This is a genomic window from Gilliamella sp. Gris3-2, assembly GCF_001690345.1.
GTDB classification, from domain to species: Bacteria; Pseudomonadota; Gammaproteobacteria; order Enterobacterales; family Orbaceae; genus Gilliamella; species Gilliamella bombi.
In genome coordinates this window covers 1-26845 of record NZ_LZHB01000023.1, presented here as the reverse complement: position 1 = coordinate 26845, position 26845 = coordinate 1, and the positions used below count along the sequence as shown (strand labels likewise).

General features: G+C 33.8%; 30 protein-coding genes and 2 pseudogenes. 26 read left to right on the top strand and 6 right to left on the bottom strand.

Features of this window, described 5'->3' with window-relative positions; translation table 11 throughout:
- Positions 1–138 precede the first annotated feature (138 nt).
- The 6 genes from lepA to A9G32_RS03475 all read left to right on the top strand — a co-directional run bounded on the left by lepA (position 139) and on the right by A9G32_RS03475 (position 5847).
- Positions 139–1935 (top strand): translation elongation factor 4, encoded by a 1797-nt coding sequence (lepA, locus tag A9G32_RS03500; protein WP_034909972.1) that lies wholly within the window; start codon positions 139–141, stop codon positions 1933–1935.
- 48 nt (positions 1936–1983) lie between these two features.
- Positions 1984–2985 (top strand): signal peptidase I, encoded by a 1002-nt coding sequence (gene lepB, locus A9G32_RS03495; protein ID WP_065590859.1) that lies wholly within the window; start codon positions 1984–1986, stop codon positions 2983–2985.
- Positions 2986–2993: 8 nt separating this feature from the next.
- The gene (gene rnc, locus A9G32_RS03490; protein ID WP_442902824.1) at positions 2994–3671 is read left to right on the top strand and encodes a ribonuclease III; all 678 of its coding nucleotides are present in this window, start codon (positions 2994–2996) and stop codon (positions 3669–3671) included.
- Positions 3668–4573: a GTPase Era gene (gene era / locus A9G32_RS03485; protein ID WP_065590861.1), complete on the top strand. Its 906-nt coding sequence runs from the start codon at positions 3668–3670 to the stop codon at positions 4571–4573. Before rnc ends, era begins: the two co-directional genes overlap by 4 nt.
- 507 nt (positions 4574–5080) lie before the next feature.
- Positions 5081–5467: a hypothetical protein gene (locus A9G32_RS03480; protein ID WP_065590862.1), complete on the top strand. Its 387-nt coding sequence runs from the start codon at positions 5081–5083 to the stop codon at positions 5465–5467.
- Positions 5464–5847, top strand: coding sequence for a hypothetical protein (locus A9G32_RS03475; RefSeq protein ID WP_065590863.1), 384 nt, complete (start codon positions 5464–5466; stop codon positions 5845–5847). The genes A9G32_RS03480 and A9G32_RS03475 overlap by 4 nt, the downstream gene beginning before the upstream one ends.
- 297 nt (positions 5848–6144) lie before the next feature.
- On the opposite strand, the pseudogene A9G32_RS03470 reads toward A9G32_RS03475, so the two are convergent.
- Positions 6145–6627, bottom strand: a pseudogene (locus A9G32_RS03470) (IS5 family transposase); the annotation flags it as partial.
- Positions 6628–6864: 237 nt separating this feature from the next.
- Between A9G32_RS03470 and A9G32_RS03465 the strand changes: the two are divergent.
- Both A9G32_RS03465 and A9G32_RS12535 read left to right on the top strand, forming a co-directional pair.
- Positions 6865–7542, top strand: a complete 678-nt coding sequence (locus A9G32_RS03465) for a DDE-type integrase/transposase/recombinase (protein WP_081296731.1) — start codon at positions 6865–6867, stop codon at positions 7540–7542.
- On the top strand, positions 7511–7690 hold the full coding sequence (locus A9G32_RS12535) for an integrase core domain-containing protein (protein WP_176701309.1): 180 nt from the start codon (positions 7511–7513) through the stop codon (positions 7688–7690). The genes A9G32_RS03465 and A9G32_RS12535 overlap by 32 nt, the downstream gene beginning before the upstream one ends.
- A gap of 36 nt (positions 7691–7726) precedes the next feature.
- Here the strand turns inward: A9G32_RS12535 and A9G32_RS03460 are convergent.
- Positions 7727–8011: pseudogene (locus tag A9G32_RS03460) on the bottom strand (transposase); the annotation flags it as partial.
- Between the two features lie 198 nt (positions 8012–8209).
- Between A9G32_RS03460 and A9G32_RS03455 the strand changes: the two are divergent.
- From A9G32_RS03455 to ggt, 9 genes are all read left to right on the top strand, one after another.
- On the top strand, positions 8210–8437 hold the full coding sequence (locus tag A9G32_RS03455) for a ChaB family protein (RefSeq protein ID WP_065590864.1): 228 nt from the start codon (positions 8210–8212) through the stop codon (positions 8435–8437).
- 82 nt (positions 8438–8519) lie between these two features.
- Positions 8520–8804: a YciI family protein gene (locus A9G32_RS03450; RefSeq protein ID WP_065590865.1), complete on the top strand. Its 285-nt coding sequence runs from the start codon at positions 8520–8522 to the stop codon at positions 8802–8804.
- Between the two features lie 214 nt (positions 8805–9018).
- On the top strand, positions 9019–10455 hold the full coding sequence (locus A9G32_RS03445; protein WP_065590866.1) for a 6-phospho-beta-glucosidase: 1437 nt from the start codon (positions 9019–9021) through the stop codon (positions 10453–10455).
- Positions 10456–10480: 25 nt separating this feature from the next.
- Positions 10481–10798, top strand: a complete 318-nt coding sequence (locus A9G32_RS03440; RefSeq protein ID WP_065590867.1) for a PTS cellobiose transporter subunit IIB — start codon at positions 10481–10483, stop codon at positions 10796–10798.
- A 171-nt stretch (positions 10799–10969) separates the two neighbouring features.
- The gene (locus A9G32_RS03435; protein WP_065590883.1) at positions 10970–12979 is read left to right on the top strand and encodes a BglG family transcription antiterminator; all 2010 of its coding nucleotides are present in this window, start codon (positions 10970–10972) and stop codon (positions 12977–12979) included.
- Positions 12980–12993: 14 nt separating this feature from the next.
- A complete protein-coding gene (locus A9G32_RS03430; RefSeq protein WP_065590884.1) occupies positions 12994–13332 on the top strand; it encodes a PTS cellobiose transporter subunit IIA in 339 nt (112 codons plus the stop codon).
- A 15-nt stretch (positions 13333–13347) separates the two neighbouring features.
- Positions 13348–13833 (top strand): hypothetical protein, encoded by a 486-nt coding sequence (locus A9G32_RS03425; RefSeq protein ID WP_065590868.1) that lies wholly within the window; start codon positions 13348–13350, stop codon positions 13831–13833.
- 14 nt (positions 13834–13847) lie between these two features.
- Positions 13848–15197 carry a PTS cellobiose transporter subunit IIC gene (gene celB, locus A9G32_RS03420; protein ID WP_065590869.1) on the top strand — a complete coding sequence of 450 codons (1350 nt, stop codon included), beginning with the start codon at positions 13848–13850 and terminating at the stop codon, positions 15195–15197.
- A 655-nt stretch (positions 15198–15852) separates the two neighbouring features.
- Positions 15853–17514: a gamma-glutamyltransferase gene (ggt, locus tag A9G32_RS03415; RefSeq protein WP_442902823.1), complete on the top strand. Its 1662-nt coding sequence runs from the start codon at positions 15853–15855 to the stop codon at positions 17512–17514.
- A gap of 53 nt (positions 17515–17567) precedes the next feature.
- Here the strand turns inward: ggt and rplI are convergent, their stop codons facing one another.
- The 4 genes from rplI to rpsF are packed head-to-tail and all read right to left on the bottom strand — an operon-like array spanning position 17568 to position 18947.
- Positions 17568–18017, bottom strand: coding sequence for a 50S ribosomal protein L9 (gene rplI, locus A9G32_RS03410; RefSeq protein WP_065590871.1), 450 nt, complete (start codon positions 18015–18017; stop codon positions 17568–17570).
- Positions 18018–18039: 22 nt separating this feature from the next.
- A complete protein-coding gene (gene rpsR / locus A9G32_RS03405; RefSeq protein ID WP_025314965.1) occupies positions 18040–18267 on the bottom strand; it encodes a 30S ribosomal protein S18 in 228 nt (75 codons plus the stop codon).
- Positions 18268–18271: 4 nt separating this feature from the next.
- Complete coding sequence (priB, locus tag A9G32_RS03400; RefSeq protein WP_065560729.1) at positions 18272–18580, bottom strand: primosomal replication protein N; 309 nt, start codon at positions 18578–18580, stop codon at positions 18272–18274.
- Positions 18564–18947, bottom strand: coding sequence for a 30S ribosomal protein S6 (gene rpsF, locus A9G32_RS03395; protein ID WP_065590872.1), 384 nt, complete (start codon positions 18945–18947; stop codon positions 18564–18566). The genes priB and rpsF overlap by 17 nt, the downstream gene beginning before the upstream one ends.
- Positions 18948–19347: 400 nt before the next feature.
- On the opposite strand from rpsF, the gene A9G32_RS03390 reads away from it, so the two are divergent.
- From A9G32_RS03390 to A9G32_RS03355, 9 genes are all read left to right on the top strand, one after another.
- Positions 19348–19695, top strand: coding sequence for an HIT domain-containing protein (locus tag A9G32_RS03390; RefSeq protein WP_065590873.1), 348 nt, complete (start codon positions 19348–19350; stop codon positions 19693–19695).
- 7 nt (positions 19696–19702) lie between these two features.
- A complete protein-coding gene (locus A9G32_RS03385) occupies positions 19703–20341 on the top strand; it encodes a hypothetical protein (protein WP_065590874.1) in 639 nt (212 codons plus the stop codon).
- A complete protein-coding gene (gene nagZ, locus A9G32_RS03380) occupies positions 20341–21384 on the top strand; it encodes a beta-N-acetylhexosaminidase (RefSeq protein WP_065590875.1) in 1044 nt (347 codons plus the stop codon). The genes A9G32_RS03385 and nagZ overlap by 1 nt, the downstream gene beginning before the upstream one ends.
- On the top strand, positions 21365–22606 hold the full coding sequence (locus tag A9G32_RS03375) for a sigma 54-interacting transcriptional regulator (protein ID WP_065590876.1): 1242 nt from the start codon (positions 21365–21367) through the stop codon (positions 22604–22606). Before nagZ ends, A9G32_RS03375 begins: the two co-directional genes overlap by 20 nt.
- A 2-nt stretch (positions 22607–22608) precedes the next feature.
- Positions 22609–23640, top strand: a complete 1032-nt coding sequence (rfbB, locus tag A9G32_RS03370; RefSeq protein ID WP_065590877.1) for a dTDP-glucose 4,6-dehydratase — start codon at positions 22609–22611, stop codon at positions 23638–23640.
- A 205-nt stretch (positions 23641–23845) separates the two neighbouring features.
- Positions 23846–23947 (top strand): HTH domain-containing protein, encoded by a 102-nt coding sequence (locus A9G32_RS13550; protein WP_081296745.1) that lies wholly within the window; start codon positions 23846–23848, stop codon positions 23945–23947.
- A 361-nt stretch (positions 23948–24308) separates the two neighbouring features.
- Positions 24309–25232 (top strand): glycosyltransferase family 2 protein, encoded by a 924-nt coding sequence (locus tag A9G32_RS03365; RefSeq protein WP_051634312.1) that lies wholly within the window; start codon positions 24309–24311, stop codon positions 25230–25232.
- A 19-nt stretch (positions 25233–25251) separates the two neighbouring features.
- Positions 25252–26058, top strand: a complete 807-nt coding sequence (locus tag A9G32_RS03360) for a glycosyltransferase family 32 protein (RefSeq protein WP_141672784.1) — start codon at positions 25252–25254, stop codon at positions 26056–26058.
- A 12-nt stretch (positions 26059–26070) separates the two neighbouring features.
- Positions 26071–26845: glycosyltransferase family 2 protein (locus A9G32_RS03355; RefSeq protein WP_141672873.1), on the top strand; the 775-nt coding region annotated here is incomplete at its 3' end.

Here is a 26845-nt window from a genome sequence, read left to right as displayed (position 1 = left end):
AACGCTATGCTTAGTAGTGATAAAAGTGTAAAATGCTTCTCTTTCTGACTATGTAATTATTAGCAATATTGGTCATAACCAAAAGCATTTTAGATAGTTAACCATTAATAACCAAGATACTAATTATAATTTATTAATATGAATAAAAATATCCGCAATTTTTCAATTATTGCCCATATTGACCATGGTAAATCAACGCTTTCAGACCGCATAATACAAATTTGTGGTGGGCTTTCAGATCGTGAAATGGAAGCTCAAGTACTTGATTCAATGGATCTTGAGCGTGAACGTGGCATCACAATCAAAGCACAAAGTGTAACCCTTGATTATCATGCTAAAAATGGCGAAACATACCAGCTCAATTTTATTGACACACCAGGTCATGTTGATTTTTCTTATGAAGTGTCACGCTCGCTAGCTGCTTGTGAAGGGGCGTTATTAGTTGTGGATGCGGGGCAAGGTGTTGAAGCACAAACGCTGGCAAACTGCTACACCGCGTTAGATATGGATCTTGAAGTTGTACCAGTTCTAAACAAAATTGACTTACCAGCGGCTGAACCAGAGCGCGTTGCAGCCGAAATCGAAGATATTGTAGGTATTGATGCTAGCAATGCAGTGCGTTGCTCGGCAAAAACTGGCGTTGGCGTTGTTGATGTACTTGAGCAATTGGTCAGCGATATTCCACCACCAGAAGGTGACTCGACAGCACCATTGCAAGCACTTATTATCGATTCATGGTTTGATAATTATTTAGGTGTAGTTTCATTAATTCGCATTAAAAATGGCGAATTAAACAAAGGTGATAAGATCAAAGTAATGAGCACAGGTATGACTTATAACGTTGATCGACTTGGTATTTTTACCCCTAAGCAAATTGACAAACAATGCCTGCATTGTGGTGAAGTGGGTTGGGTTGTTTGTGCGATCAAAGATATACTAGGCGCGCCAGTGGGCGACACCTTAACTTTAGCAAAAGCGCCTGCGCAAAATCCATTACCTGGTTTCAAAAAGGTCAAACCACAAGTTTATGCTGGATTATTCCCAACCAGTTCTGACGATTACGAAGCTTTTCGTGATGCCCTTGGCAAATTAAGTCTAAATGATGCCTCATTGTTTTATGAGCCAGAAAATTCTGGAGCTTTAGGATTTGGATTCCGTTGTGGTTTCCTTGGCTTATTACATATGGAAATCATTCAAGAACGCTTAGAGCGTGAATATAACCTTGATTTGATAACCACTGCACCGACGGTTGTTTATGAAGTACTAACTACATCAAATGACATTATCTACGTTGATAGCCCTGCCAAGTTACCAGCAGTAAATAACATTCAAGAATTACGCGAACCAATAGCAGAATGTAACATATTAGTTCCGCAAACTTATTTAGGCAACGTCATCACACTTTGTGTTGAAAAACGTGGTGTGCAAACCAATATGGTTTATCATGGCAATCAAGTTGCTTTAACGTACGAAATCCCAATGACCGAAGTTGTATTAGACTTTTTTGACAAACTAAAATCGACTTCGCGTGGGTATGCATCATTAGATTACAGTTTTAAACGATTCCAAGCTGCCGACATGGTAAGGTTAGATGTATTAATTAATGGTGAACGTGTTGACGCATTAGCCTTAATTACCCACAAAGACAATGCACCATATCGTGGACGAGAATTAGTTGAAAAAATGAAAGATCTTATTCCTCGTCAACTATTTGATATTGCCATACAAGCGGCTATCGGTAATCATGTCATAGCAAGATCAACGGTCAAACAACTACGCAAAAATGTATTAGCCAAATGTTATGGTGGCGATGTGAGTCGTAAAAAGAAACTTTTACAGAAGCAAAAAGAAGGTAAAAAGCGCATGAAACAAATAGGTAATGTGGAATTACCGCAAGAAGCCTTTTTAGCCATTTTGCATGTAGGAAAAGATTAACCAATTAAAAACAAATCAATAAAAAGATTTATTTAAAGAGGGAAAAAAATGGCTGGAACATTTGCCATCATATTAACACTAGCAACACTCATTACTGGTATCTTTTGGTTTTTAGAAAAATTCAAATGGAAACCAGCAAGACAACGTAAAGTTGAAGAAATCCGTATTCAAAGCAATGGCGAAGTTGATGGAAAGATACTAGCTCAAGTGGGTAAACCCAAAGGTTGGGTTGAAAATTTGGCATCGTTTTTTCCGGTATTGTTTGTCGTGTTTGTTATTCGTTCATTCATCTATGAACCGTTTCAAATTCCATCAGGATCAATGATGCAAACATTACTAATTGGCGACTTTATTGCTGTTGAAAAATTTTCTTATGGCGTGCGTGATCCTATTACTAACACCGTCATCATACCGACAGGACAACCAAAACGAGGTGATGTTGCCGTATTTAAACACCCAAATGTGCCTCAAATGGATCTTATAAAGCGTGTTGTCGGCTTACCAGGTGACAAAATAGTCTATTTGGTAAAAGAAAAGCAAATCTTAATCTATCCTGCTTGCCAAGCAACAGATGCAAATTGCGAAGGGCAACAATCACAGCCGCTCAATTTGCATTACAGCGAACCAAGGCCAAGTAACTGGAAAGAGGTGCATGAACAGTTCAAATCAAACCCTAATTTTTACACGCTAGAACAATATGCGGATAAAGGTATTGTTGATTCTCAGTCTATCATGACATTAAATATGAATATTCAACAAGAAACTCTTGGTGACACACCGCATGATATTCTAACCACTCAAGGTTCACAAGAAAAACCTAGCTATTTTTATCATCAGGATGGACAACCGATAGCCACTTGGGTTGTACCACAAGGTCATTACTTTATGATGGGTGACAACCGTGACAACAGCGGTGACAGTCGATACTTTGGCTTTGTACCCGAAGATAATTTTGTGGGTAAAGCAACTGCGATTTGGATCAGCTTTGAAAAACAACCAAACGAATGGCCAACAGGAATCCGCTTTAGTCGTATTGGCGGTATACACTAATAGCTATAATTATGAAAAAATTTAGTCAAATTCAACAATCAATCGGCTATATGTTTCAAGATACATCCCTACTTGAATTAGCCCTTACTCATCGAAGTGCTAATAAATTGCATAACGAGCGTTTAGAGTTTTTAGGGGATTCTATTTTAAGTCTTGTCATAGCCGATGAACTTTATCACCGTTTTGTCAAACAAGATGAAGGCGATCTAAGCCAAATGCGCGCAACACTTGTTTGCGGGCAAACACTTGCCGAAATTGGTAAGGATTTTAAATTGGGCGATCACCTTATTTTAGGACAAGGTGAACTCAAAAGTGGTGGTTTTCGTCGCGAATCGATTATTTCTGATGCTGTAGAAGCTATAATTGGTGCCATTTATCTAGATAGCAACCTCGATACAGTTCGTTCACTAATCTTATCATGGTACCAAATCCGCTTGACCCAAATTCAACCTGGTATTAAACAAAAAGATGCCAAAACAAGATTGCAAGAATACTTACAAGGAATTCATCGTCCGCGCCCATGTTATTTAATTCTTGAAGTAACTGGCGATAACCACGAACAAGAATTCTTAATTCAATGCAAAATTGACAATGATAGCCATGAATATTTAGGTCGTGGCTTAAGTCGCCGAAAAGCAGAACAAGCTGCCGCACAAGAAGCTCTCAACCAATTAGGTATAAAATGACAGAAACAACACAACATTGTGGATTTGTCGCCATTGTCGGGCGACCAAATGTAGGTAAATCAACGCTACTAAACCAATTGCTTGGTCAAAAAATTTCGATTACATCACGCAAAGCGCAAACGACCCGTCACCGAATTGTGGGTATTGACACGCAGGATAGTGACCAAATTATCTATATCGATACTCCCGGACTTCATATTGAAGAAAAAAGAGCCATAAACCGCTTAATGAATCGTGCTGCAAGCAGCTCAATAGGGGATGTTGAACTCGTTATTTTTGTGGTTGAAGGTACCCATTGGAATGACGACGACGAAATGGTCGCCAACAAACTCAAAGATTGCAAAAGCCCAGTTCTGTTAGTGATTAATAAAATTGACAACGTCACCGACAAAACACAATTATTACCGCATATTCAAGCGATAAGCCAAAAAATTAACTTCCTTGATGTTGTGCCAATTAGCGCTGAAAAAGGAGAAGGTGTAGATATTATAAAAGATATCGTCAAAAAACACTTACCAGAAGGTGAACACCATTTTCCTGAAGATTATATTACCGACCGCTCGCAACGTTTTATGGCATCGGAAATCATCCGCGAAAAACTTATGCGCTTTTTGGGTGACGAATTACCTTACTCGGTAACTGTCGAAATTGAACAATTCAAAGTTGATGAACGTAACGGAATGTATCGAATTAACGGATTAATCTTAGTTGAACGTGAAGGACAAAAGAAAATGGTCATCGGCAACAAAGGTGAAAAAATCAAAAAAATTGGTATTGAAGCGCGCAAAGACATGCAATCATTTTTCGACAACAAAGTCCATCTAGAGCTTTGGGTAAAAGTCAAAGCAGGCTGGGCTGATGATGAACGAGCGTTGCGGAGTTTGGGTTATAGTGATGATTAAAGATCTTACTTGATTTTAGTTATTCATCAGGCATAAATATGCCTGATTTTTTAATTTTATTTCCCTCTTTTCGATGTTGTAAACAAAAGACTTAAGAATATTTATTTATCGCATTGAAAACTTTTCATATGATCTTTATGCGAGTATTTATCTAGATAGCCCCTAATTTAGCTCAATCCTACTTTTACAAAACGATGTGTTAGCCTAATATCCTTACAGCACTGAATGTATTTATTCTGGTAATTGATGAGAATATCAAGCCACAGGCGAACACCTATTTATTATAATGTGTAATAGCCATCGTATTAATCAAAATACCCGAAACTAGTAAATCCTACAAATTATGAATAATAACAATTCACTAAAAGTTTTTATGGGACGTTGCTGTTGGAGTTCATTATTTTTCGAACATATAATTAAAATTTTATTGCTTATAATAGTTTTATAATAATAGTAAAATAGTTAAAATAAAAGACCATAATAATTATAGTGTTATAAGGAGTAGTGATGAAATGTACTTGTGTAAATAAAGAATGTAGTAAAGAATTTGATGCAGATCCAGATATTAAGTGTCCACACTGCCATAAAACACAAAAAATTAACGAAAGTCTTATAGGTCGTTTAGTTTTTGTCTGTTTAGCTGGTATAGGAGGATATCAAGTCAACAATTTGATATCTCCTAATATTGAGAACAGGTATCCAACAAAGGTTGAATATAGCATCATAAATATATGTTTGAATGATAATAAATTGATACATAGTGATTATTATAAAAAAAAATTTAGCAAATGTGTTTCTGCACTTGAACAAACTAGAGCTGAAATTGATTACTCTAACTATCAAAAGAACCCAGATAGATTTAACAAAAAATTTAAGCATTTTTTTAAACAATGAATAAAATAAAAACTAATACAGAATATGAAAAGCTTATATGTGAGTTTGAAAAATATTTAGATTTATGTCAATGGACATTACGTAATTTTTTTGATGAATTCTATGATAATTCAATTCATATAAGTGGCGAAAGGTTAAATCCAGAAGAAATCAAGCAAAAGTATGACGCTTTTAGAAAAGCCAAATCAAGAAATAAAATTAATATATACGATTTAAAAGAGTATATCAAATTTATGCAAAATCATGATGTCATAAAAAAGAAAGGATATGTTTATGCTAATTACATTCCTTTAGGTGATGACATTAAACCAAGCACGAAGAAAATGTTTGAAGAATTGTCTAAAGAATATACTAATAAGGTTATGAGTGAATTAGATTAAAACTATTGCAACAAAAAAATATATGTCGCAATAGTTTTATTTCAATTATTATTTTTTCGGTGGGTTATTATCTCGTCCACCACCAGATGGGTTACCTGTTTTACTTGGCCAACCGGCTGAATTTGACATATTAATTCTCCTTATAGTATTTGTTAATAAAACCATGATTTCATGGTGTTTATATATTAAATGATTCTTATGTGACCAAATGTGACATTTGGTTTAAAAAACAACCATAGAACTCTTTTTTTAATTATTTTTGTTAGTGGCTGTTGATCTTTGCTGTACACAAATCACTCAACAATACATTGGCAGCCACATTAACATAAATGCCAGTGATACCATACTGGCATAATTCCTTTCTAACTTATCGTATCTAGTTGATATTGAACGATATTGCTTGATTCTAGCAAAGGCATTCTCGACTAAATGACGATAGCGATAAAGGCACCTATCCATACTGCTTTTATCTATATCCTTACCATAATTACGTTTAGTAATCACCGTTCGTCCGTCTTTTTGACGAACAAAGCACCGAAAAGGCTCGCTGTCATAACCTTTATCGGCTATCACTGTATTGACTTCATCGAGCCTTTCAACTAGATTTTCTGCATAAGTGATATCATGTCGTTGTTCTTCAGAAAGCTCAAAACAAATAGGCAAACCACCACTATCAACCGCAAGATGAATTTTAGTTGAATGACCACCACAGCTGTGACCTATTTGCTCACAATGCTCCGTTGCAGCGCCTGTACTATGTTGATGAGCCCTGATAATCGAGCTGTAACTATCCCCTAAAATAGTACAGCAAAAAAGTAGAAAATTCTCTATGATAAAAGTAAAGGGGATTTAATTATGAATAAAATGACTGAACACCTAGATTACACCATGAAGTGCAATTTGTCTTAACTCCTTCGAATAAAAGGAGCTGGAGGCTGAAAACCGCAAGCTTAAGCAGATGTTTGCCGAACTGAGTTTGTAATCCCAGCTGCAGGAAGAAATAATAAAAAAGCTTTAGTGCCCACAAAGGCACGTAAAACGTGGGCACAGCAACTACAACAAAATCATTCAGTTACTATTGCTATGAGTTGTGCCATTGTTGGCTTAAGCCGTTGTGTTTACTATTATCAACCTAAGTTACAGGATGATTCGGTGATTGTTTCGATGTTGAATGCTATCACAGAACGGCATTTACGCTGGGGCTTTCCTAAATGCTTTAATCGTATCAAAAAGCTCGGCTATAAATGGAATCATAAACGGGTGTATCGGGTGTATTGCCAATTAAAGCTTAATCTCAGGATAAAGCGTAAACAGCGCATTCCTCCACGAAGCCCAGAAAGGCTATCAGCACCCAATAAACAAGGTGAATGTTGGTCAATGGATTTTATGAGTGACAGTAGTCGTAATCAACGCCGGTTTAGAACTTTCAATGTCATCGATGGCTTTAATCGTGAGGCGCTAGGCATTGATATTGCAGTAAGCTTACCGGCAGGGAGAGCTACCCGTTACTTAGATAAATTGGCTGAATATCATGGGTATCCATTAAAAATACGGGTCGATAATGGGCCAGAATTTACAGGAAAAACCTTTATAAACTGGGCTAAATTACATGATATAACCATTGATTATATCCAGCCCGGTAGTCCTTATCAAAATGGCTTTATTGAACGATTTAATCAGTACCTATCGTACTGAAGTACTCGATTTATATCTTTTTAACAACTTAGCACAAGCAAGGAGAATAACCGAAGAATGGTTAACGATTTATAACACCGAAAGACCGCGTGAGGCATTAAATAAAATGACACCGATTGAGTATAAAACACTAAAACAAGCAGCTTAATTTTCTACGTGAGTTGTGTACTAAGTTTGGGGTATTTACAGAGCCATCTAGGAACACCCATTCAAAATCCGCTAGTTGTGATAAATGTTTGAAAATATCAACTAATATTTCTTTTTTAGACCACAAATTAAATCGTCTATAGACGGTGCTCCATTCACCAAACTCTTCTGGCAAATCTCGCCAAGGAATACCGGTTCTCATTCGGAAAAGGCTCCCTTCAAACGTCATCCGGTGCTCGGATTTATTATAAACTGGGCCGGTATTTTTCATTATTTGTAGTAGCTTTTCCCACCGTTTATCTGTTAGCATTGTTCTTGGCATGATGAATCGAGTTATGGTTGTTTTTGGCTGAATTATTATAACTCACATCATGCCGTCTAAAAAATAATCACGAAAGATCAACACGCCCTAGTAATTATATTATTTTATAGACGATAATATATTCGATGAATGTGCTATTTTACTATTACCATTTTAAATTTTCAGCCATCAAAATTAATTTATGAGGGGGGATGTGATATGCCATATAAAACACGTGAAGATTTACCTGATTCAGTACGCCATGTCTTGCCTGAACATGCGCAAGATATTTTTAAAGAAGCATTTAATAGTGCAATTAAGGAATATCAAGATCCGCATAAACGGCGTGATAACAGTGCACCAGAAACGATTGCTTTTAAAGTAGCTTGGGCTGCTGTCGAAAAGGTTTATCACAAAGGTGAAGATGGTAAATGGGTAGCTAAATAGATATTTAAATGGTTTAAGTTGAGCAACACAGCTTAATATTTTGAAAAATTTATTTTTTGTATATTTATTAAGGATCTATATTATGTTTATTTATACACTTACTTATGTAAAACCCATTACTGAAGTAGAAAAATATTTGTCACAGCATATTGATTATCTTGAGGACTATTACCGAACGGGACATTTTATTGCATCAGGTCCAAAAGTCCCTCGTACAGGTGGTGTGATTATTTGTCGTGCTGAGAATAAAGAGCAAGCGCTAGCAATATTACAAAAAGATCCGTTTTATATTCATCACATTGCTCAATATGAGATTATCGAGTTTGTGCCATCAAAATATACTGATGGGTTTGAAGAATTTATTTAAAAGTTAACTTCAAATATTTAAAGTTTATTATTCATTTTTGTGATATTTATCACATTTCGGTAAATATCACAAAAAGCTGCACATTTCACTAATCACCTGTCCTCTCCAGATATACTTATATTTTTCCTGATCAATAAGGAAAAAGTTGGTTAGTAATTCTATTTTTTTCCTTTTATACTAAATTTGAATTATCAATAAACACAGGTACTTAATTATGAAAAATAGAGGTTTACCAAAAGATTTTTTGTGGGGTGGTGCTGTTGCTGCTCATCAATTAGAAGGTGCTTGGCAAGTTGGTGGAAAAGGAATAAGTGTCGCTGATGTGATGACTGTTGGTTCACCAAAAAGTTATCGTAAAATTACTGAAGGTGTTATTGAAGGTGAATATTATCCTAATCATGAAGCTATTGATTTTTATCATCATTATAAAGATGATATTAAGTTATTTGCTGAAATGGGTTTTAAATGTTTTCGTACTTCTATTGCTTGGACTCGTATCTTTCCAAAAGGTGATGAACTTGCACCAAATGAAGAAGGGTTAAAATTTTATGATGATCTTTTTGATGAATGCTTAAAATACAATATTGAGCCAGTTGTTACACTTTCTCATTTTGAATTACCTTATTACCTTGTTACTGAATATGGAGGATTCCGTAATCGTAAATTAATTGATTTTTTTGTCCGTTTTGCCGAGGTATGTTTTGATCGTTATAAGAATAAAGTCAAATATTGGATGACTTTTAACGAAATCAATAATCAAGCTAACTTTAATGAAGATTTTGCACCGTTTACTAACTCAGGTATTTTCTATAAACAAAGCGACGATCGCGAGCAGATTATGTATCAAGCTGCACATTATGAATTAGTTGCTAGTGCTAAAGCGGTACAAATTGGTCATGCTATTAATCCTGATTTTGAAATAGGCTGTATGTTGGCGATGATCCCTATCTATCCAGAGACTTGTAAACCAGGTGATATTCTAATGGCACAAAAGGCGATGGAGCGTAAATATTTTTTTGGTGATGTTCATGTCCATGGTCAGTATCCAAACCATATTAAAAATTATTGGCAACGTAAAGATTTTAAACTTGATATCACCAATCAAGATCTTGAGATCTTGAAAAATGGAACAGTTGATTACATTGGCTTTAGCTATTACATGTCTAATGCAATTAGGAAAAAAGAAGATAATGAAAGCTATGAATATAACGAAAAAACCGATCTGATCGGCAATCAATATGTTAAAAAATCAGATTGGGGTTGGCAAATCGATCCTGAGGGACTTCGTTATACACTTAATTGGTTAACTGATATGTATCGTTTACCGCTTTTCATAGTTGAAAATGGTTTTGGCGCCTACGATAAAGTTGAAGCTGATGGTAGCGTGCACGATGCTTACCGTATTGATTATCTGCGTGAACATATTAAACAAATGAAACTTGCTGTTGAAGAAGATGGTGTTGATTTGATGGGATACACTCCTTGGGGATGTATTGATCTTGTTTCAGCAGGGACAGGTGAAATGGAAAAACGTTATGGATTTATCTATGTTGATAAAGATAACAAAGGTAACGGTTCACTAAAACGTAGCCGCAAAGCCTCATTCGCATGGTTTAAAAGAGTGATTGAGTCTAATGGTGAAGTCTTATAAAGCATAACTATTTTTAGGGGAATTTATGAAAAAAGCATTAATCATTTGTGCGGCAGGTATGTCATCATCATTAATGGCTAAAAAAGTAACAGAATATTTTGCTAGCAAAGATAAAACAATTTTGGTTGATGCAGTCTCGGCAACCGAAGGTGGAAATATGATTCAAAATAGTGATTTTTCACTCTTTTTAATTAGCCCGCAAACTATGATGATGCTTGATAAATTTAAAAAATTGGGGGAAGAAGTCGGTAAGCCTGTTGTGAGTATTCCTTTTCAGGCTTATATACCCGTTCAATCAGGCATTGAACAATTGGCTAAGTTAGTAGAGGAGAATATAAACTAATTTAAATCAATATATATCGGCTTTAGCGATATGATTTGGCGTTGTGAATAGATTAATAAAATAGCAGCGCCTTACTATCTTACGTTGGTGTGTGGTGTACTTATGTAATAGTTAAAAGTATTCACTATATTATTAATAATATGGTTTTAGTTGACACAGGTATGGATGATAGTGATTAAAAATAAACAGCGTGACCTTATTAGTTTATTGGTTCGTTCTAAAGATCTATTCAAAAGCAGTGCATTACTAGCGAATGAGTTAGCATTATCAGATCGTACTGTTCGCACTTATCTTAATGATTTGAAATCGTTAATTGAAAGTCACGGTGGATCTATTATTAGTAAACAAGGTTATGGTTACAAATTACAAATTAAAGATAGAACAGCTTTCAATTTATTTTTAATTGAGCATCATTTATTAGATCGCAATGTAGAACAAGCAAATTGTCGAGAAGTATGTCAGAGAAAACACCATATTCTTAATTTATTATTATTAGAAAGCCAAAAAATCGATATAGAAGAATTAGCTGAACAATTATTTATTAGCTCTTCTCAACTAAATAAAGATATTTTAGAAATCAAACACCAGCTCCAACCTTATGGGATTACTATTAAAAAAAGTCAATCTCTGTTTTATGTTGAAGGTGAGGAAAAAGCAAAACGACATTTTATTTTGAGCTATTTTTTTCATGAAGAATCGATTAATTTTCTGCAGCATCTAACTTATTTAAACAAGTTCAATGATGTAATTGGCTTAGATACGTTAACCATTATTATTTTAGATGAGTGTCGTGAGGCAAAAATAAAATTATCTGATGTAATGATACAAAATATCGTCTTGCATTTATCATTAAGTATCAAACGGTTACAGTTAGGGCTTTCTATTCAAAATCTTGATATGCCACAATCTACTAAAAAGAAATTGGAATATCAAGTCGCTAAAAAAATCATCAATAGAGTAGAAAAAGTGATTGGTTTTTGTTTTCCTAAAGAAGAACAAATGTATTTAACATTGCATTTGATTAGTAAATCAAATTTTATTCAGAATGATTTTAACTCCGAGCTGTATTTATCTTTGACTAATTTATTATTTAGAATACAGCAAGAAACTGGATATTTATTTTTAAACGATGAGCAATTGAAAAACGGAATTATTCAGCACCTAAAACCGATGATTGTCCGCTTAGAACAGCATATAAAATTGAAAAACCCATTGCTTGATGAAATTAAAACAAACTCTCCAGAATTGTTTGAGTTAGTTAAAAAATACCTTAACCAACTTCCTGAACTTAAAAAATTTACGATTCCTGATGATGAATGGGGTTATTTGACTTTGCACTTTTTAGCTTCGATAGAAAAGTTAAAAAATGAACAAAAGGCTAAAGTGTTAATTATTTGTGCAACTGGGCAGGGTAGTGCTCAACTACTAAAAAATCGCGTTGAATGCGAGTTTAATGAAAGAATCAAAATCGTTGCAACGCAAGGCTATTATGAAATTGAACCCAAAGTATTGGATAAGGTTGATTTTATTATCTCGTCAGTTGATCTATCATCAAAAGTATTTAAAGTCCCTGTTTTTCACGTCTCTGTATTTTTTACAGAAGATGATATACAAAAAATTCGTCGTCATTTATCGTCACCAATTATGCTTATCTCGACACATACAGAGCCAATATCAACATTTGCATCATCAAATACTTTAGATCATCTTAGTAATGTTGGACAAATGGTAGATGAACTATCCGCTGATTATTTCTACCAATGCAGTGGTACCCAAAGTAAAGAACAAGTTTTAGATGGTTTGCTTGATCTTTTAGTACTAAATGAAGATAACAATTATAAGCAAAAGATGATAGCACAAATGGAAAATCGTATGCTATTAGGTGATATTTTCTTTAGCCCAACTATCGTAGTACCACATCCAGCAATGCCTGTGGGAAAATTGTCTAAAATTGGTATTGCAATTATTCCTGATGGATTATTTTGGGATCACAATTATCCAAAAATTCACTTTATCTTTATGATTTCACCATCTATTTATCAAAACCCGACTTTATCAATGATGACAAAAGCTATTGTCAAATTGATTGACGATTTAGAAATGCAAACAAAACTGTTAAAAGCACAAAACTTTAACCAATTTAAACGACTTTTTATCCAACTTATTGAAAAAGAGGTATAGCAATGAATAAAGAAATGAGCTCAGAGGATATTCAACTTATTGCTTTTAATATTATTTTGTATAGTGGTAATGCTAAAACTAAAATCCACGAGGCTTTTAAGACGATGAGACAAGCTGATTTTATTGGCGCAAATCAGCTTCTTGAAGAAGCGAATAAAGAAATCTTACAAGCACACCATTCCCAAACAGAACTACTGCAAAATTATGCCAAAGGTACCAAAATCACAATGGAAATTATTATGGTACATGCACAAGATCACTTAATGACAACCATGAGCTTTCGAGAAATGGCAATTGAAATGTTACATCTATATGAAAAACATCATGAGTTAGAAATAAAACTAAAAAGCTAAATAAGGAGTGGCATAATGACAGAAGATCTAACAATGCATAAAAAAATCAGCCTAACTAATCTCTATTTTAATCGATTTTTAGTTATTCGCTATACCACTGCATTTTTTTTATTTTTGAATCTTTATTGGGCAACCTTTCTAATAGGTTCATTGTCAATAGTCGCTATTTTACCGCTTACTCTTTTTGTTTTGGGCATACTTACCACATGGGAACAAATTAAGCTTTATCGTAATCATTGCAACAAATTGCCTTATGCAAGATTATTTTATCGTACTTTAGCAATAGTCTTTACGGCACTCATTATTACTCTCTATACCCCTTTGTATCAAATTTTCTATCCATTTTTAAAACAGACGCAAGATACATTACATGTATTGGCGATATTACAGGTATTGAGTTTAATTATTACGTTTTTAATGCTTAAAAAAATAAATAATATTCAACATAATCGGGATCAGCATTTTAAAAGAATCCAAGCTTACGAAAAATTTATTAATTAAAAGAGGACAATAAAATGAATACGGGATTTGTTATTTTGCAGAAATATCTGATGACGCCCATGGCTAAAATATCGCAATTCAAAATTGTTCGAGCCGTAATGGCTGCGGGGATGGCGTCTGTACCTTTTTCTATTGTAGGTTCAATGTTTTTAGTATTTAACACATTGCCAATGACATTTACGGGATTAGAAGTTTTTTTTGAAAATACTTTTTTTAGAGTGAGTGATCTTTATATGATTGCTAACACGGCGACAATCGGTATTTTGGCTCTTTATTTTAACTTTGTTGTTGGTTATGAACTAACTAAAATCGAAGCAGAAGAAACAGGCCTTAAAGTTAATGCTCTTAATGGTGCGATGTTATCTGTTTTTGCCTTTTTCATGACTTTGCCTGAACTGATCATGCAAAATGGGGTTATTACCTTACTTAATGATCAAAATAATTTAGTCTTTAATGGGCTACGCTTACAACCCTTTATCTTTCGCTTGGGTACATCAGGTATATTTATTGCAATAGTTATGGCCATTGTGGCAACTAACCTCTATTTTTTATGTGTTAGACGAAATTGGGTTGTAAAAATGCCTGAAACAGTGCCATTAGGTGTTTCGCGATCTTTTACCGCACTGATCCCAACTTTTGTAATTGCCTTTTTTGTGATCATTGTTAATGGTATTTTCATCTATTTTGGTACTGATATTTTCAATATTATAGCTGTACCGTTTGCTTTTGTAACCAATCTTACCAAAAGCTGGTTGGGTATTATGGTTATCCTGTTTTTAATTCATGCGCTATGGGTAGTTGGGATCCATGGTGCCAGTATTATTGGAGCATTTATTACCCCTATTATGTTAACTAATATGACTGAAAATACAGCGGGAGCACATATTCCTTTTGCTGGTGAATTTAATAATTCACTCGTGATTTTAGGGGGATCAGGTTCTACTTTATTAATGACATTTTTTATTGCGTTTTTTGCTAAGTCTAGCCAACTAAAAATCTTAGGGCGAGCATCTGCAGTACCTGCAATATTCAATATCAACGAACCAGTTATTTTTGGTATGCCGATTGTATACAATCCTTATTTAGCTCTCCCTTTTTTCTTAGCGCCTATGGCTTGCGGAACATTAGGTTATTTGGCTATTAATACTGGTTTTATTCATCCAATCATCGCATTAATTCCATGGCCATCCCCAATGGGATTAGGGGCATTTATTAGTACTGGCGGTGATTATAAAGCGGCTATTGTTGCCATATTCTCGGCTATTTTAGCTTTGCTAATCTATATTCCTTTTGTCAAATTATATGACAATAAATTGTATAAAGATGAGCAAGGTAAGTCAGAAAACCAAATTCAAACAGCTTAATTTTTTATATAAGGGCGTATACATTTCATTAAAGATTACGCTCTTTTTTAGCTAAAATCATAAATATCAATTATGCTTATTTTCTCTGAGATTTAAGAAATCATCCCTACTAAATTCACTACTGTTTTATACTCAAATTTATACTCAAACGTAGTGTTTCCTGAAAGTTTTTAACAAAAATCAGTTTTATTTAGACGGAGAAGATTTTATTCGCTAACTGTGTTAAGAAAATACATCATTGTTGACATTTTCAGTTAATTTTGTAAAAAATTTTTTACACCAAACGAAAGTATTTTTTAAAACTTCTAGATGAAATTTTATAACAAATTTTAATTATCATCGATTGCATTTCACATTTAGTCATCAGTCTCTATTGAGTAAATTATAATTGCGTTAATTATTTTTTAGTTCTAGTAATCTTTGCTACTCCATTAAAATGGTAAATTAGAGTAAATATGTACTATATAACTGATCAATATTCGATCAGTATTTTTGTTTTCTATGCTATATTGATGGTTACCCTTAACTTATTGTTGCATGATCTATTAATGCGCTTTATGTATTTGGGGATTATGTGAGTACGATAAATGATACTTTAATTTGGAGGTACAAAATGTTTTCTCTTAAACGTAAATTGATAAAGTATTGCTACTTTATGGTATTTTTACTGATAAGCCAACAAGTACTAGCTGTCGAAAACGTAACACAAAAATTAACAGCTGCCGCAGTTGCTTCGCCCGATTATTATGGTGCAAAGGCAGCCGAAGAAGTGCTCGAAAAAGGTGGAAATGCAGCCGATGCTGCGGTGGCCACCGCATTTGCTCTTGCTGTTACTTATCCTGAAGCGGGTAACATTGGTGGGGGTGGTTTTATGACTCTTTGGATGGACGGTAAGCCTTATTTTATTGATTATCGTGAAGTTGCACCAAGTAAAGCTGATAAAGATATGTATCTTGATGATCATAAAAATGTGATTCCTAATTTGAGTTTATATTCTTACAAAGCATCGGGAGTGCCTGGAACTGTTGCTGGTATGTGGGCGGTTCATCAGCGTTTTGGTAAATTACCTTGGAAAGAGGTTATAGCACCAGCTATTCGATTTGCCAATGAAGGATTTGTTGTAGACAAACAACTAGTTAAACGTTATCAAGAGGCACAAGAACTTGCGCCTGCTAATGGTCACTTTAAGCAATACTTTGGTTCAATGCAAGAAGGGAAAATATTTAAACAACCTGAGCTTGGTAAAGTTTTAGATCGTATTGCCCAGCAAGGTAGCGATGGATTTTATAAAGGTGAAACGGCTAAATTAATTGCACAACAGATGGAGAAAAATGAAGGTTTAATTACTGAAAATGATTTAGCAAATTATAAGGTTAAATGGCGAGATCCTTTAATTGCTAACTGGCATGATATGCAGATTGTTACTGCTCCACCGCCAAGCTCAGGAGGTGTTGGTTTAATTCAATTATTATTAATGAAACAATATTTAGCGAATGATTTCAAAGAGGTAAAAGTAAATTCAGCGCAATATATTCACTTGTTAGCAGAAATAGAAAAACGTGTTTTTGCCGATCGAGCCGAATATATGGGAGATCCTGATTTTATCTCTGTACCTGTCACTGAATTGATTGATACTAATTATTTAGCGCAGAGAGCGAAACAAGTTAATCCAAAAGCGATTTCGATTACTGAAAAAGTTAAACCAGGTTTAGATAATAATCGTGAAAAGTTACAGACTACACATTTTTCGATTGTGGATAAATGGGGCAATGCCGCATCGAATACTTACACACTTAATGGTTGGTTTGGATCTGCTGTTGTAATAGAAGGCACTGGTATCATTCTAAATAATGAAATGGATGATTTTAGTAGTAAACCAGGTGTTGCTAATCAATTTGGTGTCGTGAGCAAAGATGCTAATGCAATAGAACCAAATAAACGTCCTTTATCTTCTATGACACCAAGTATTTTTATTAAAGATAACGAAGTTGCAATGGTCATTGGTACACCAGGTGGTTCAAGAATTTTCACTTCAATCTTTCAAGTTGTGACAAATGTTTTTGATAATCATATGTCATTAAAAGCGGCAATGGATGCTCCGCGTTATCATCATCAACTATTACCAGCGAATCTTATCTTTATTGAGCGTTTTCAAAATAAAGTGCCAGAAAAGTTAAAAGATAAACTTAAACAGATGGGTTATCATTTTAAACAGCAAGATTTTAGCGGTGATATTCAAGCCATAAAAATTACCGACAATAAACCCGAAGCCGTATCAGATATTCGAGGTCGAGGTAAATCAATTATTGTGAAATAGATAATAAAAGACCCGCCATAATGACGGGTCTTTTTGTATTTATTGTTGGATAATTATTCAGGAATAATATCAACAATAAGTTTAGCAAATGCTTCGCTGTGTACTTGGAAGAACACTTCATGTTCACCAGTAGTACGCAGTACACCATTTGGTAAGCGAACTTCGCTTTTTGATACTTGAATACCACGAGCTTTAACAGCATCAGCGATATCACGAGTACCGATTGAACCAAATAATTTGCCTTCATCACCGGCTTTAGAAGTAATAGTTACTTTACCAAGTGCATTGATTTGAGCAACACGCTCTTCAGCTGCTTTCAATGTTTCTGCAAGCTTAGCTTCTAATTCAGCACGACGAGCTTCAAAGAATTCGATATTCTTTTTAGTTGCTGATACAGCTTTACCTTGTGGAATTAAAAAGTTACGTGCGTAACCTGCTTTAACATTAACTTGATCACCTAAGCTGCCTAAATTAGCAACTTTATCGAGTAGAATAATTTGCATTATATGTTCCCTCTGTTGCTAATTACTGATGATTATCAGTATATGGTAATAATGCCAAGTAACGAGCGCGTTTGATTGCGCGAGCTAATTGACGTTGATATTTTGCGCTAGTACCAGTGATACGGCTTGGTACGATTTTACCACTTTCTGTGATATAACTTTTTAATAAAGAAACATCTTTATAATCAATTTCTTTAACGCCTTCTGCAGTAAAACGGCAGAATTTGCGACGACGGAAATAACGTGCCATTTGGCTATTCTCCTAATAGTTTAACTTGGTCAGCATGTAAAACAAGTTGGCTTGTTTGGTTGCGTTTAGTATGTGTGCTTATAAAGCCACTAACTAAAACTTTGCTGCCTTTTTTTATGTAACTTAGCTCTTGTTGTCCACTAACAATCACAGGCATTATGCACCATGCTTGTCTTGTAAGTTCTGCTTCGATTTGTTTAGAAACGTGTTCTAAATAAAATTGACAATGCGAGATCCCACTTGGACTGATTTTTCGTATCGGAGTTTTTTTTACAATACCCGATAACATTAAACGATTATTCGTCGGAATCATCGTCCATGGTTACTTCGTTAAAATCTTCTTCAGAACTACGACGTTCATCTTTGGCTTTTAACATAGGTGAAGCTTCAGTTACAGCGTGTTTTGTGCGCATAATTAAACTGCGAATTACTGCATCATTGAAACGGAAGCTATCTTCAAGCTCGTTAACAGCTTCTTGAGTTGCTTCAACATTCATTAACACGTAATGTGCTTTGTGCAGTTTTTCGATAGGATAGGCTAATTGACGACGACCCCAATCTTCTAAACGATGGATTTTGCCACCATCAGTGGTTAACGTACCAGTATAACGTTCAATCATACTAGGTACTTGTTCACTCTGATCTGGGTGAACCATAAATACTATTTCGTAATGACGCATTATCGCTCCCTACGGATTAATCAGCTTTCTGTCGGGGCAACCGCAACCCATTGAAAGCAAGGAACATGAAAAATAGGCGGTTGAAATCGACGAGGCATTATATATCAAGTTATTGGGTTTGACAAATGAATATGCCAAGATTCTTTGTAAGACAGTGTCACTTTTAGTTGATAGGAAGTATCTGTTTTTATGACTGTTTTTTATGAAATTCTTTTGAAAAACGTCAAAAAAAAGCAGGAAAAACTTCAATAAAATCAATACCTTTCCTGACCGATTTTTGTGGTTGTAAAAATGCATTTTAAAATGTAACGATTTCTATACATTTTTGTTATCAAAATATGCTATGCTTATGAGTACCTATCATTTTTACTTATAGACGTATGTATAAAAGGAGTGTTTGATGGTTCAGGAAACTATTTTTAGCAAAATCATTCGAAAAGAAATCCCAGCTGATATTGTTTTTCAGGACGATAAGGTGACAGCATTTCGTGATATTTCTCCTCAAGCGCCGACTCATGTGTTGATTATCCCAAATAAACTAATTCCAACCGTTAATGATATTAAGGAAGAAGATGAAACCATTATTGGGCATATGATGGTTGTTGCTGCCAAAATTGCAAAACAAGAAGGTATTGATGAAAGTGGATATCGTTTAATCATGAATTGTAATAAAGATGCAGGGCAAGAGGTTTTTCATCTTCATATGCATTTATTAGGCGGTAAAAATTTAGGTAGATTAATAGGTTAATCATGATATGAAACAGATCAAGCGTATATTTGTTGTTAGCTCATTAGCTTTTTTGTTAGCGGGTTGTCATCTTCTTGGAAACTCTCAAAAAACCGAAGTAAAACCGCCTGTTGATGTTAATCAACCTGATGATACCGGTGTGATTGAAATGCCTCCTGAAATTGCTAAACAGACTGATTGGAATTCGGTATTATCACCATTTATCAGTAAATTAGTGAGTTCGTCATCTTTAGACTCAGATAATAAGTTGATTTTAATTAGCGATATTCAAAACCGTAGTGGTGATTATCTTGCCAATAATAAAATTGCTGATGCATTGCATCAATTAATGCACAAACAAAATACGTTCACTGTAGTTGATCAACAAGCGATAATCCAAGCTAAACAATCACTGGGTATTTCGACTGATGATAAGCTTGTGTCACGAGGTAAGATGATTGGTTTAGCTAAGTCGATGAATGCAAATTATGTCCTTTTTACAACAATTTATAAAGTGCCAAGCGAAAGTACTGATGCCGATTTAGCTATGGAATTACTTTCAACGAAAAGTGGCGAAATATTAATTAGAGTTGCGTCGAAAGATTTTCCAAAACCGTCTGATAGCAATAGTAATGCACAATCAAAACAAATTGGAGATAATCAATAATGGGGCCGTTGTTGATTGATGTTGATGGTTTAGCATTAACTGAAGAAGATAAAAAACTGTTGCAAAATCCGTTGATTGCAGGGGTGATTTTATTTAGTCGTAATTATCAAGATCAAGCTCAATTGATGGCATTGATAAAACAGATTCGAGCTGCCTCTTCACAGCGTTTATTAATTTCGGTCGATCATGAAGGTGGGCGAGTTCAGCGATTTAGAGAGGGGTTTACGGCAATTCCTCCTGCGCAATCGTTTGCGGCACTTAATAACCTTGAGCAAGCAAAGTCTTTGGCTTTTGATGCCGGTTGGGTTCTTGCTATGGAACTTATTGCTTTTGATATCGATCTTAGCTATGCGCCAGTTTTAGATTTAGGTCACGATTGTCTTGCTATCGGTACACGTTCTTTTCATCAAGATGTCGATATTGCTTATCAAGTTGCTTCCGCTATGATTGATGGTATGCATGCTGCAGGTATGAAAACTACAGGCAAGCATTTTCCTGGGCATGGTCATGTGATTGCTGATTCACATAAGGAAACGCCTGTAGATCATCGCGAAAAGTCGCTTATTGAACTCGATATGCAAATTTTTGCCAAATTGATTGCGGATAAAAAACTTGATGCAATCATGCCTGCTCATGTTATCTATCCTGCTTTTAATAATAAACCTGCTAGCGGTTCGCCATATTGGCTTAAAACAGTGCTTCGTGAGCAATTACATTTTGATGGTGTAATCTTTTCTGATGATTTATCAATGGAAGGTGCTTCAGTAATGGGGAATCATGCTGAGCGAGCCCAAGCTGCGTTAGCTGCTGGTTGTGATCTGCTTTTGGCTTGTAATAATAGGCAAGGGACATTAGCTATTTTAGACCAATTAGCAGCATTAGATAAGGTTCATTCCTTAACATCAGATAAAGCAAAATGTTTATTAACCAATACAAAAATCACCTATGTAGAATTAACAAAAAGTTCTGAGTGGCAACATCGTCGTGATAATTTATTAAAACTTAATGAAAAGTGGACAGAGTATGCAAGCAGCAATCATTGAAATAGATAATGACCAACTTCTGGTTGCCTATAATCATGTAGCTAGAGCACTATTTGCTCAAAACGATTTAGTATTAAATCAACCCTTTAATTATCAAAAGGTCTTCAATCTTGATAATACAATAAATATAGATGGACAAGATGATACGATTATTGTGTTAGATTCTCAGCACGTTTTATTGCAAAAAGTGATGGAATCATCTAAAACAATATTTATTTTACAACCAATTGAATATTTAAAAAAAAGGTTATCAAAAATAAAGGTTGTTGGTTCTCAAGCTTTTGATATCTTTGCCAGCCAAAGTTTAGTCATGCAAAAACTTATTGCTCAAGCTAAAGCATTCTCAATGCAAAGAGAACCATTGCTTATCTCTGGCGAAACTGGTACAGGTAAAGATTTGCTTGCTAATGCTTGTCATCAATACAGTTCACGTGGCGATCAGGCTTTTCTAGCATTAAATTGTGCAGCTATGCCTGATGAGGTTGTTGAAAGTGAATTATACGGGCATGCAGCTGGCGCTTATCCTGGCGCTATTGAGGGTAAAAAAGGTTTTTTTGAACAAGCAAACGGTGGCTCAGTATTGCTTGATGGCATTGATGAGATGTCTTTTCAAATGCAAACTAAATTATTACGTTTTATCAATGATGGCTATTTCCGCCGTGTGGGTGATGATAATGAAGTTTATGTCGATGTTAGAATTATTTGTGCAACAAAAGTCGATTTAGCTGATTTGGTTGAACAAGGTAAATTTAGAAAAGATCTTTATTATCGACTTAACGTACTATCGCTTAATTTACCTTCTTTGCAACAGCGTAAAGACGATATTGAATCACTTACGCATATTTTTGTAAATGAATATGCCAATAAACAAGGTATCATACCACCAACAATTGATGATAATGTTATTGATAATTTGACCCGTTACTCATGGCCAGGTAATGTAAGACAACTTAAAAACATACTTTATTCGGCATTAGCACAATTGACCTCGCCTAGGTTAACGGTCAAAGACATTGTGTTACCGACTCCAATCACATCGCAATTATCGTGGGTCAACAATATTGAAAATAAAACTCTTGATGAAATAACTAAACAGTTTGAAAAAGAGATCTTATTAAAATTATATGATCAATACCCAAGCTCAAGAAAGCTGGCCAAAAGATTAGGTGTGTCGCATACGGCGATTGCAAATAAGTTGAGAGATTATGGGATAGGGCGGTAAGTTTGTTTAATAGCACTAAAAGAGTTTTAGTAACAGGAGGAGCTGGATTTATTGGTTCTGCTGTCATTCGATATATTATCGAACATACTCAAGATCATGTCATTAATATTGATAAATTAACCTATGCGGCAAATTTGAACTCGCTAGCAATGGCTTCTAGCAGTGAAAGATATATTTTTGAACAAGTTGATATTTGTAATCGACAAGCATTGGATCGTGTATTTCAACAATATCACCCCGATGCTGTGATTCATTTAGCGGCTGAAAGCCATGTAGATAATTCAATAACCAGTCCTATTGCTTTTATTGAAAGTAATATTATAGGAACTTTTACACTTTTAGAAGCTTCTCGAAATTATTGGAATAATTTGTCTGATGAGAATAAAGAGAAATTTCGTTTTATCCATGTATCAACTGATGAAGTTTATGGTGATCTAGGTAGTACGAAATCATTTTTTACAGAGGTGACACCCTACTCACCAAGTAGTCCTTATTCCGCTTCTAAAGCATCAAGTGATCATTTAGTTAAAGCATGGTATCGCACATATGAGTTACCAACTATTATAACACATAGTACCAATAATTATGGACCTTACCAGCATACTGAAAAACTGATTCCATCTGTAATTTTTAAGGCACTGGCAGGCAAGCCCATATCCATTTATGGCAATGGCTTACAAATACGTGATTGGATATATGTAGAAGATAATGTCAAAGCTATATATTCTGTCTTAAAGAAAGGTAAAATTGGCGAGACTTATAATATTGGTGCAAATAGCGAATATACGAACTTAGATACAGTACAAATTATTTGCTCAATGATGGATGAACTTATTCCAAAACACCCAAATGGAATCAAACGATATCAAGATTTAATTCAATTTATATCTGATAGACCAGGCCATGATTATCGATATGCTATCGATTCATCGAAAATTCAAAAACAGTTAGGCTGGAAGCCACAAGAGAAGTTTGAAAGTGGATTGCGAAAAACTATTGAATGGTATTTAAATAATATAGGAACTCAAGGATAACTTATGCTACCTAATGTACCGATTGTCATGCCAGCCTATAATGTGGAAAAATGTTTACAAAAGGGTTTTGAATGGTGTTTTTATATTAGCAATATAAGAATTAATTTTTATTGTATGAATCGCTCGTGCTGTTTACAGTAATTTGAGAAACTACTGTAATGAATATACATAAAAAACAAAACTAACGCCTTATCACAGACAAGAGATATGGTACTTATATCATAAAGAAAAAATAACGGTCACTGATTTGGCAAAACGCTTTATGGTCACTCGGCCTACCATTTATAATGTACTAAAGAAAGCCTGATCGTAGCTTTTTGTGCCTTTAACCAGTAAGAATGAACGTTATAAAACCATTTGTTATGGAATTAAACGTTTGGTTAAGGTTGGAAAGTTCATTGAAGATAAATTAATACGATAAGCATAATATAGTTAAACCCCATAAAGCGATTTCGGGGAAAACGCCTTATGAGTTTCGAGAGAATTATTTTAGCTATGAAGTGAAAACAACCTTGTTTTTTCTACAATTCAAATTATTAAGTGTATTGACTTAAGCTTACTAAGCTCTATAAAATAGAACATCATTTTTTTAAATAAACAACGTCTTTTCTATATTTTTTTAATTTTGGGTTTAATCAGATTAGTAAAGTGTTTAAGTAGGATTAAATATGACATTACTTTCAGTTGTTTTGCCCATGTATAATTCAGAAAATTATGCGTATTCTTGTATAAATAATATACTTTCTCAATCATTTATTGATTACGAATTAATTATAATTGATGATGGAAGTTCTGATTCTACGAAAGCTATTTGTGAGCAGTTTAAGTTTGACTCAAGAATAAAGTATTTTTATCAAATGAATGGGGGATCACATAAAGCAAGAAATTTGGGTATTGATAAAGCAAAAGGTAAATTACTTACATTTATTGACTCTGATGATGTTATACCTAATAATTATTTTGAAGAGCTAATTAAAATGTATAAAGATGGTGTAAATTGCGTATTTTGTGATATTTATCACCAAAAGCACGAAGGATTAACTAAAAGTTTTTTTTTCGAACAGGAGAGTTTATCATTAAATAAAATAAAAGAGATCATACATATGTTGAGTATTGATTCTTTTCCTGCTCCTTATGCTAAATTATATAATTTAAGTGAGATAAGAAGGCTTAACCTTAAATTCCTTGAGTCCGATAATTATTTTGGTTTTGCTGAAGATTTTTATTTTAATTCATTATATTTAATTAATTCTCAAAAGCTAGTTTATACAAAAAAAACATATTATATCTATAATAAACTTAATCAAAATTCACAATGTAATAACCCTGATCCAGAAGTCCAAAGAAGAAATAATATTGATAGAGCTAAAGTAATTTATTCAATATTGCAATATATGTTTAATAAGGGGCTTAATATAAGAAAATATAATGCTATTTTTTTTATGATAAGAAAGCATTTGCAGTGGGGGGGAGATGTCACTAAAGAAGCCTTGTTAAAGTTATTGAAAAATTCAAATTTACCCAAGTCTTACATGAAAAGAATATACTGTTTTTCTTTAAGTATTTTCTTGTTTGGTTATTTTAAAAAATGATGAGGTCTTTTTATTTACTATGATTCCTAGAATAATTCATTACTGTTGGTTTGGTGATAATCCTAAACCCAAAAAAGTTCTTGATAATATAGCTAATTGGAAAAAAAAGCTTCCTGATTATAAATTTGTAGAATGGAATGATAATCATCTTCATTTAGCAAACAACAACCGATATGTAAAAGAAGCTTATCAGGTAAGAAAGTTTGCATTTGTATCTGACTATTTTAGAATATATGCTTTATGGACTGAAGGCGGTATATATTTAGATACTGATATTACCTTATCACAATTTTTTGATTCTTTTGATTCTTTTTTAGAATTGGAGTTCTTTTCTTGTTATGAAAATTGGAGAGGAATAATTCATCCTATTTCAACTGCAACATTAGGGGCATCTAAGAGTAATGATTTTGTTAAAGAAATTTTGGATACTTACGAGCACGATAGGTTTATTAAAAACGGTGAGCTGGATCTTACAACTAATGTTGAGCGAATAACGACGATTTTAAGAAATAAAAATTTGGTTTCTGAACCTTTTGATAAATTTAATACTTTAAAAATTTCTCCTAAAGAAATTATTTTCCCATCATATTACTTTTGCGAAGAAATAGAAGGATACTTAAATTATTGTGTACACCAGTTCTATGTTTCTTGGAAAGATGATACTGATAATGTAATTATTCCAATCAAGGTTAAACAACCATTTAAAGTCAAATTTCGGATTAACAAAAAAATACAATTTGTTAGATTGAATAAAGAAATAATACCAAATAAAATATTAGTTTCTTTTTCCTTTAAGAAAAAGAAATATGCATTTATTATTGTTTAAATAGGATACTCGATGTTGCAACCTAAATTGACTGTTATAGTGCCTGTTTATAATACAGAGAAATTTTTGAAAAAATGTTTGGATAGTCTAATTAACCAGACCTTAAAAGATATTGAAATTATTTGTGTCAATGATGGCTCTAAAGACAATTCACATCTTATTCTAAAAGAATATGCAGATAAAGATTCCCGAGTCAAAATTCTTAATAAAACCAATGGTGGGTTATCATCAGCAAGAAATATGGGAATTGATTATGCTAATGGTTATTTTATTACTTTTCTAGATTCTGATGATTATGTTGAAAATAATGCATATGAGTTAGCTTTATCGAGATTTGTTAGTGATGAAGTAGATTTTGTACATTTTTCAACAAATCTGATAATGGAAGATAATGATTGTGAACGTTATAATCAAGAATATTTTCAACATAAATTTAGTGGTTTAGTTAAATTAACAAGTTACGTTATCCAATTTTTAGACGTTTGTGCATGGAATAAAATATATAAACTTTCGATTATCCAAGATTATCATATAAGATTTCCAGAAGGTAAATTATATGAAGATAATCCTTTTTTCTGGTCATATGCATTAATGTGTGATTCTGCATACTTTATGCCTGAAAAACTTCATCACTATCTAAGCAGAAAAAATTCAATTATGAATTTAACTTTAAAACTTTCTAAATCTAAAATTAATGAATTAAATCATGAGTTAGATCGATTATTGTGTCTCGAAGAACTTCTAACTTTTATTTTTAAATGGAATTTATTTTATAAAGTAGTTTTAA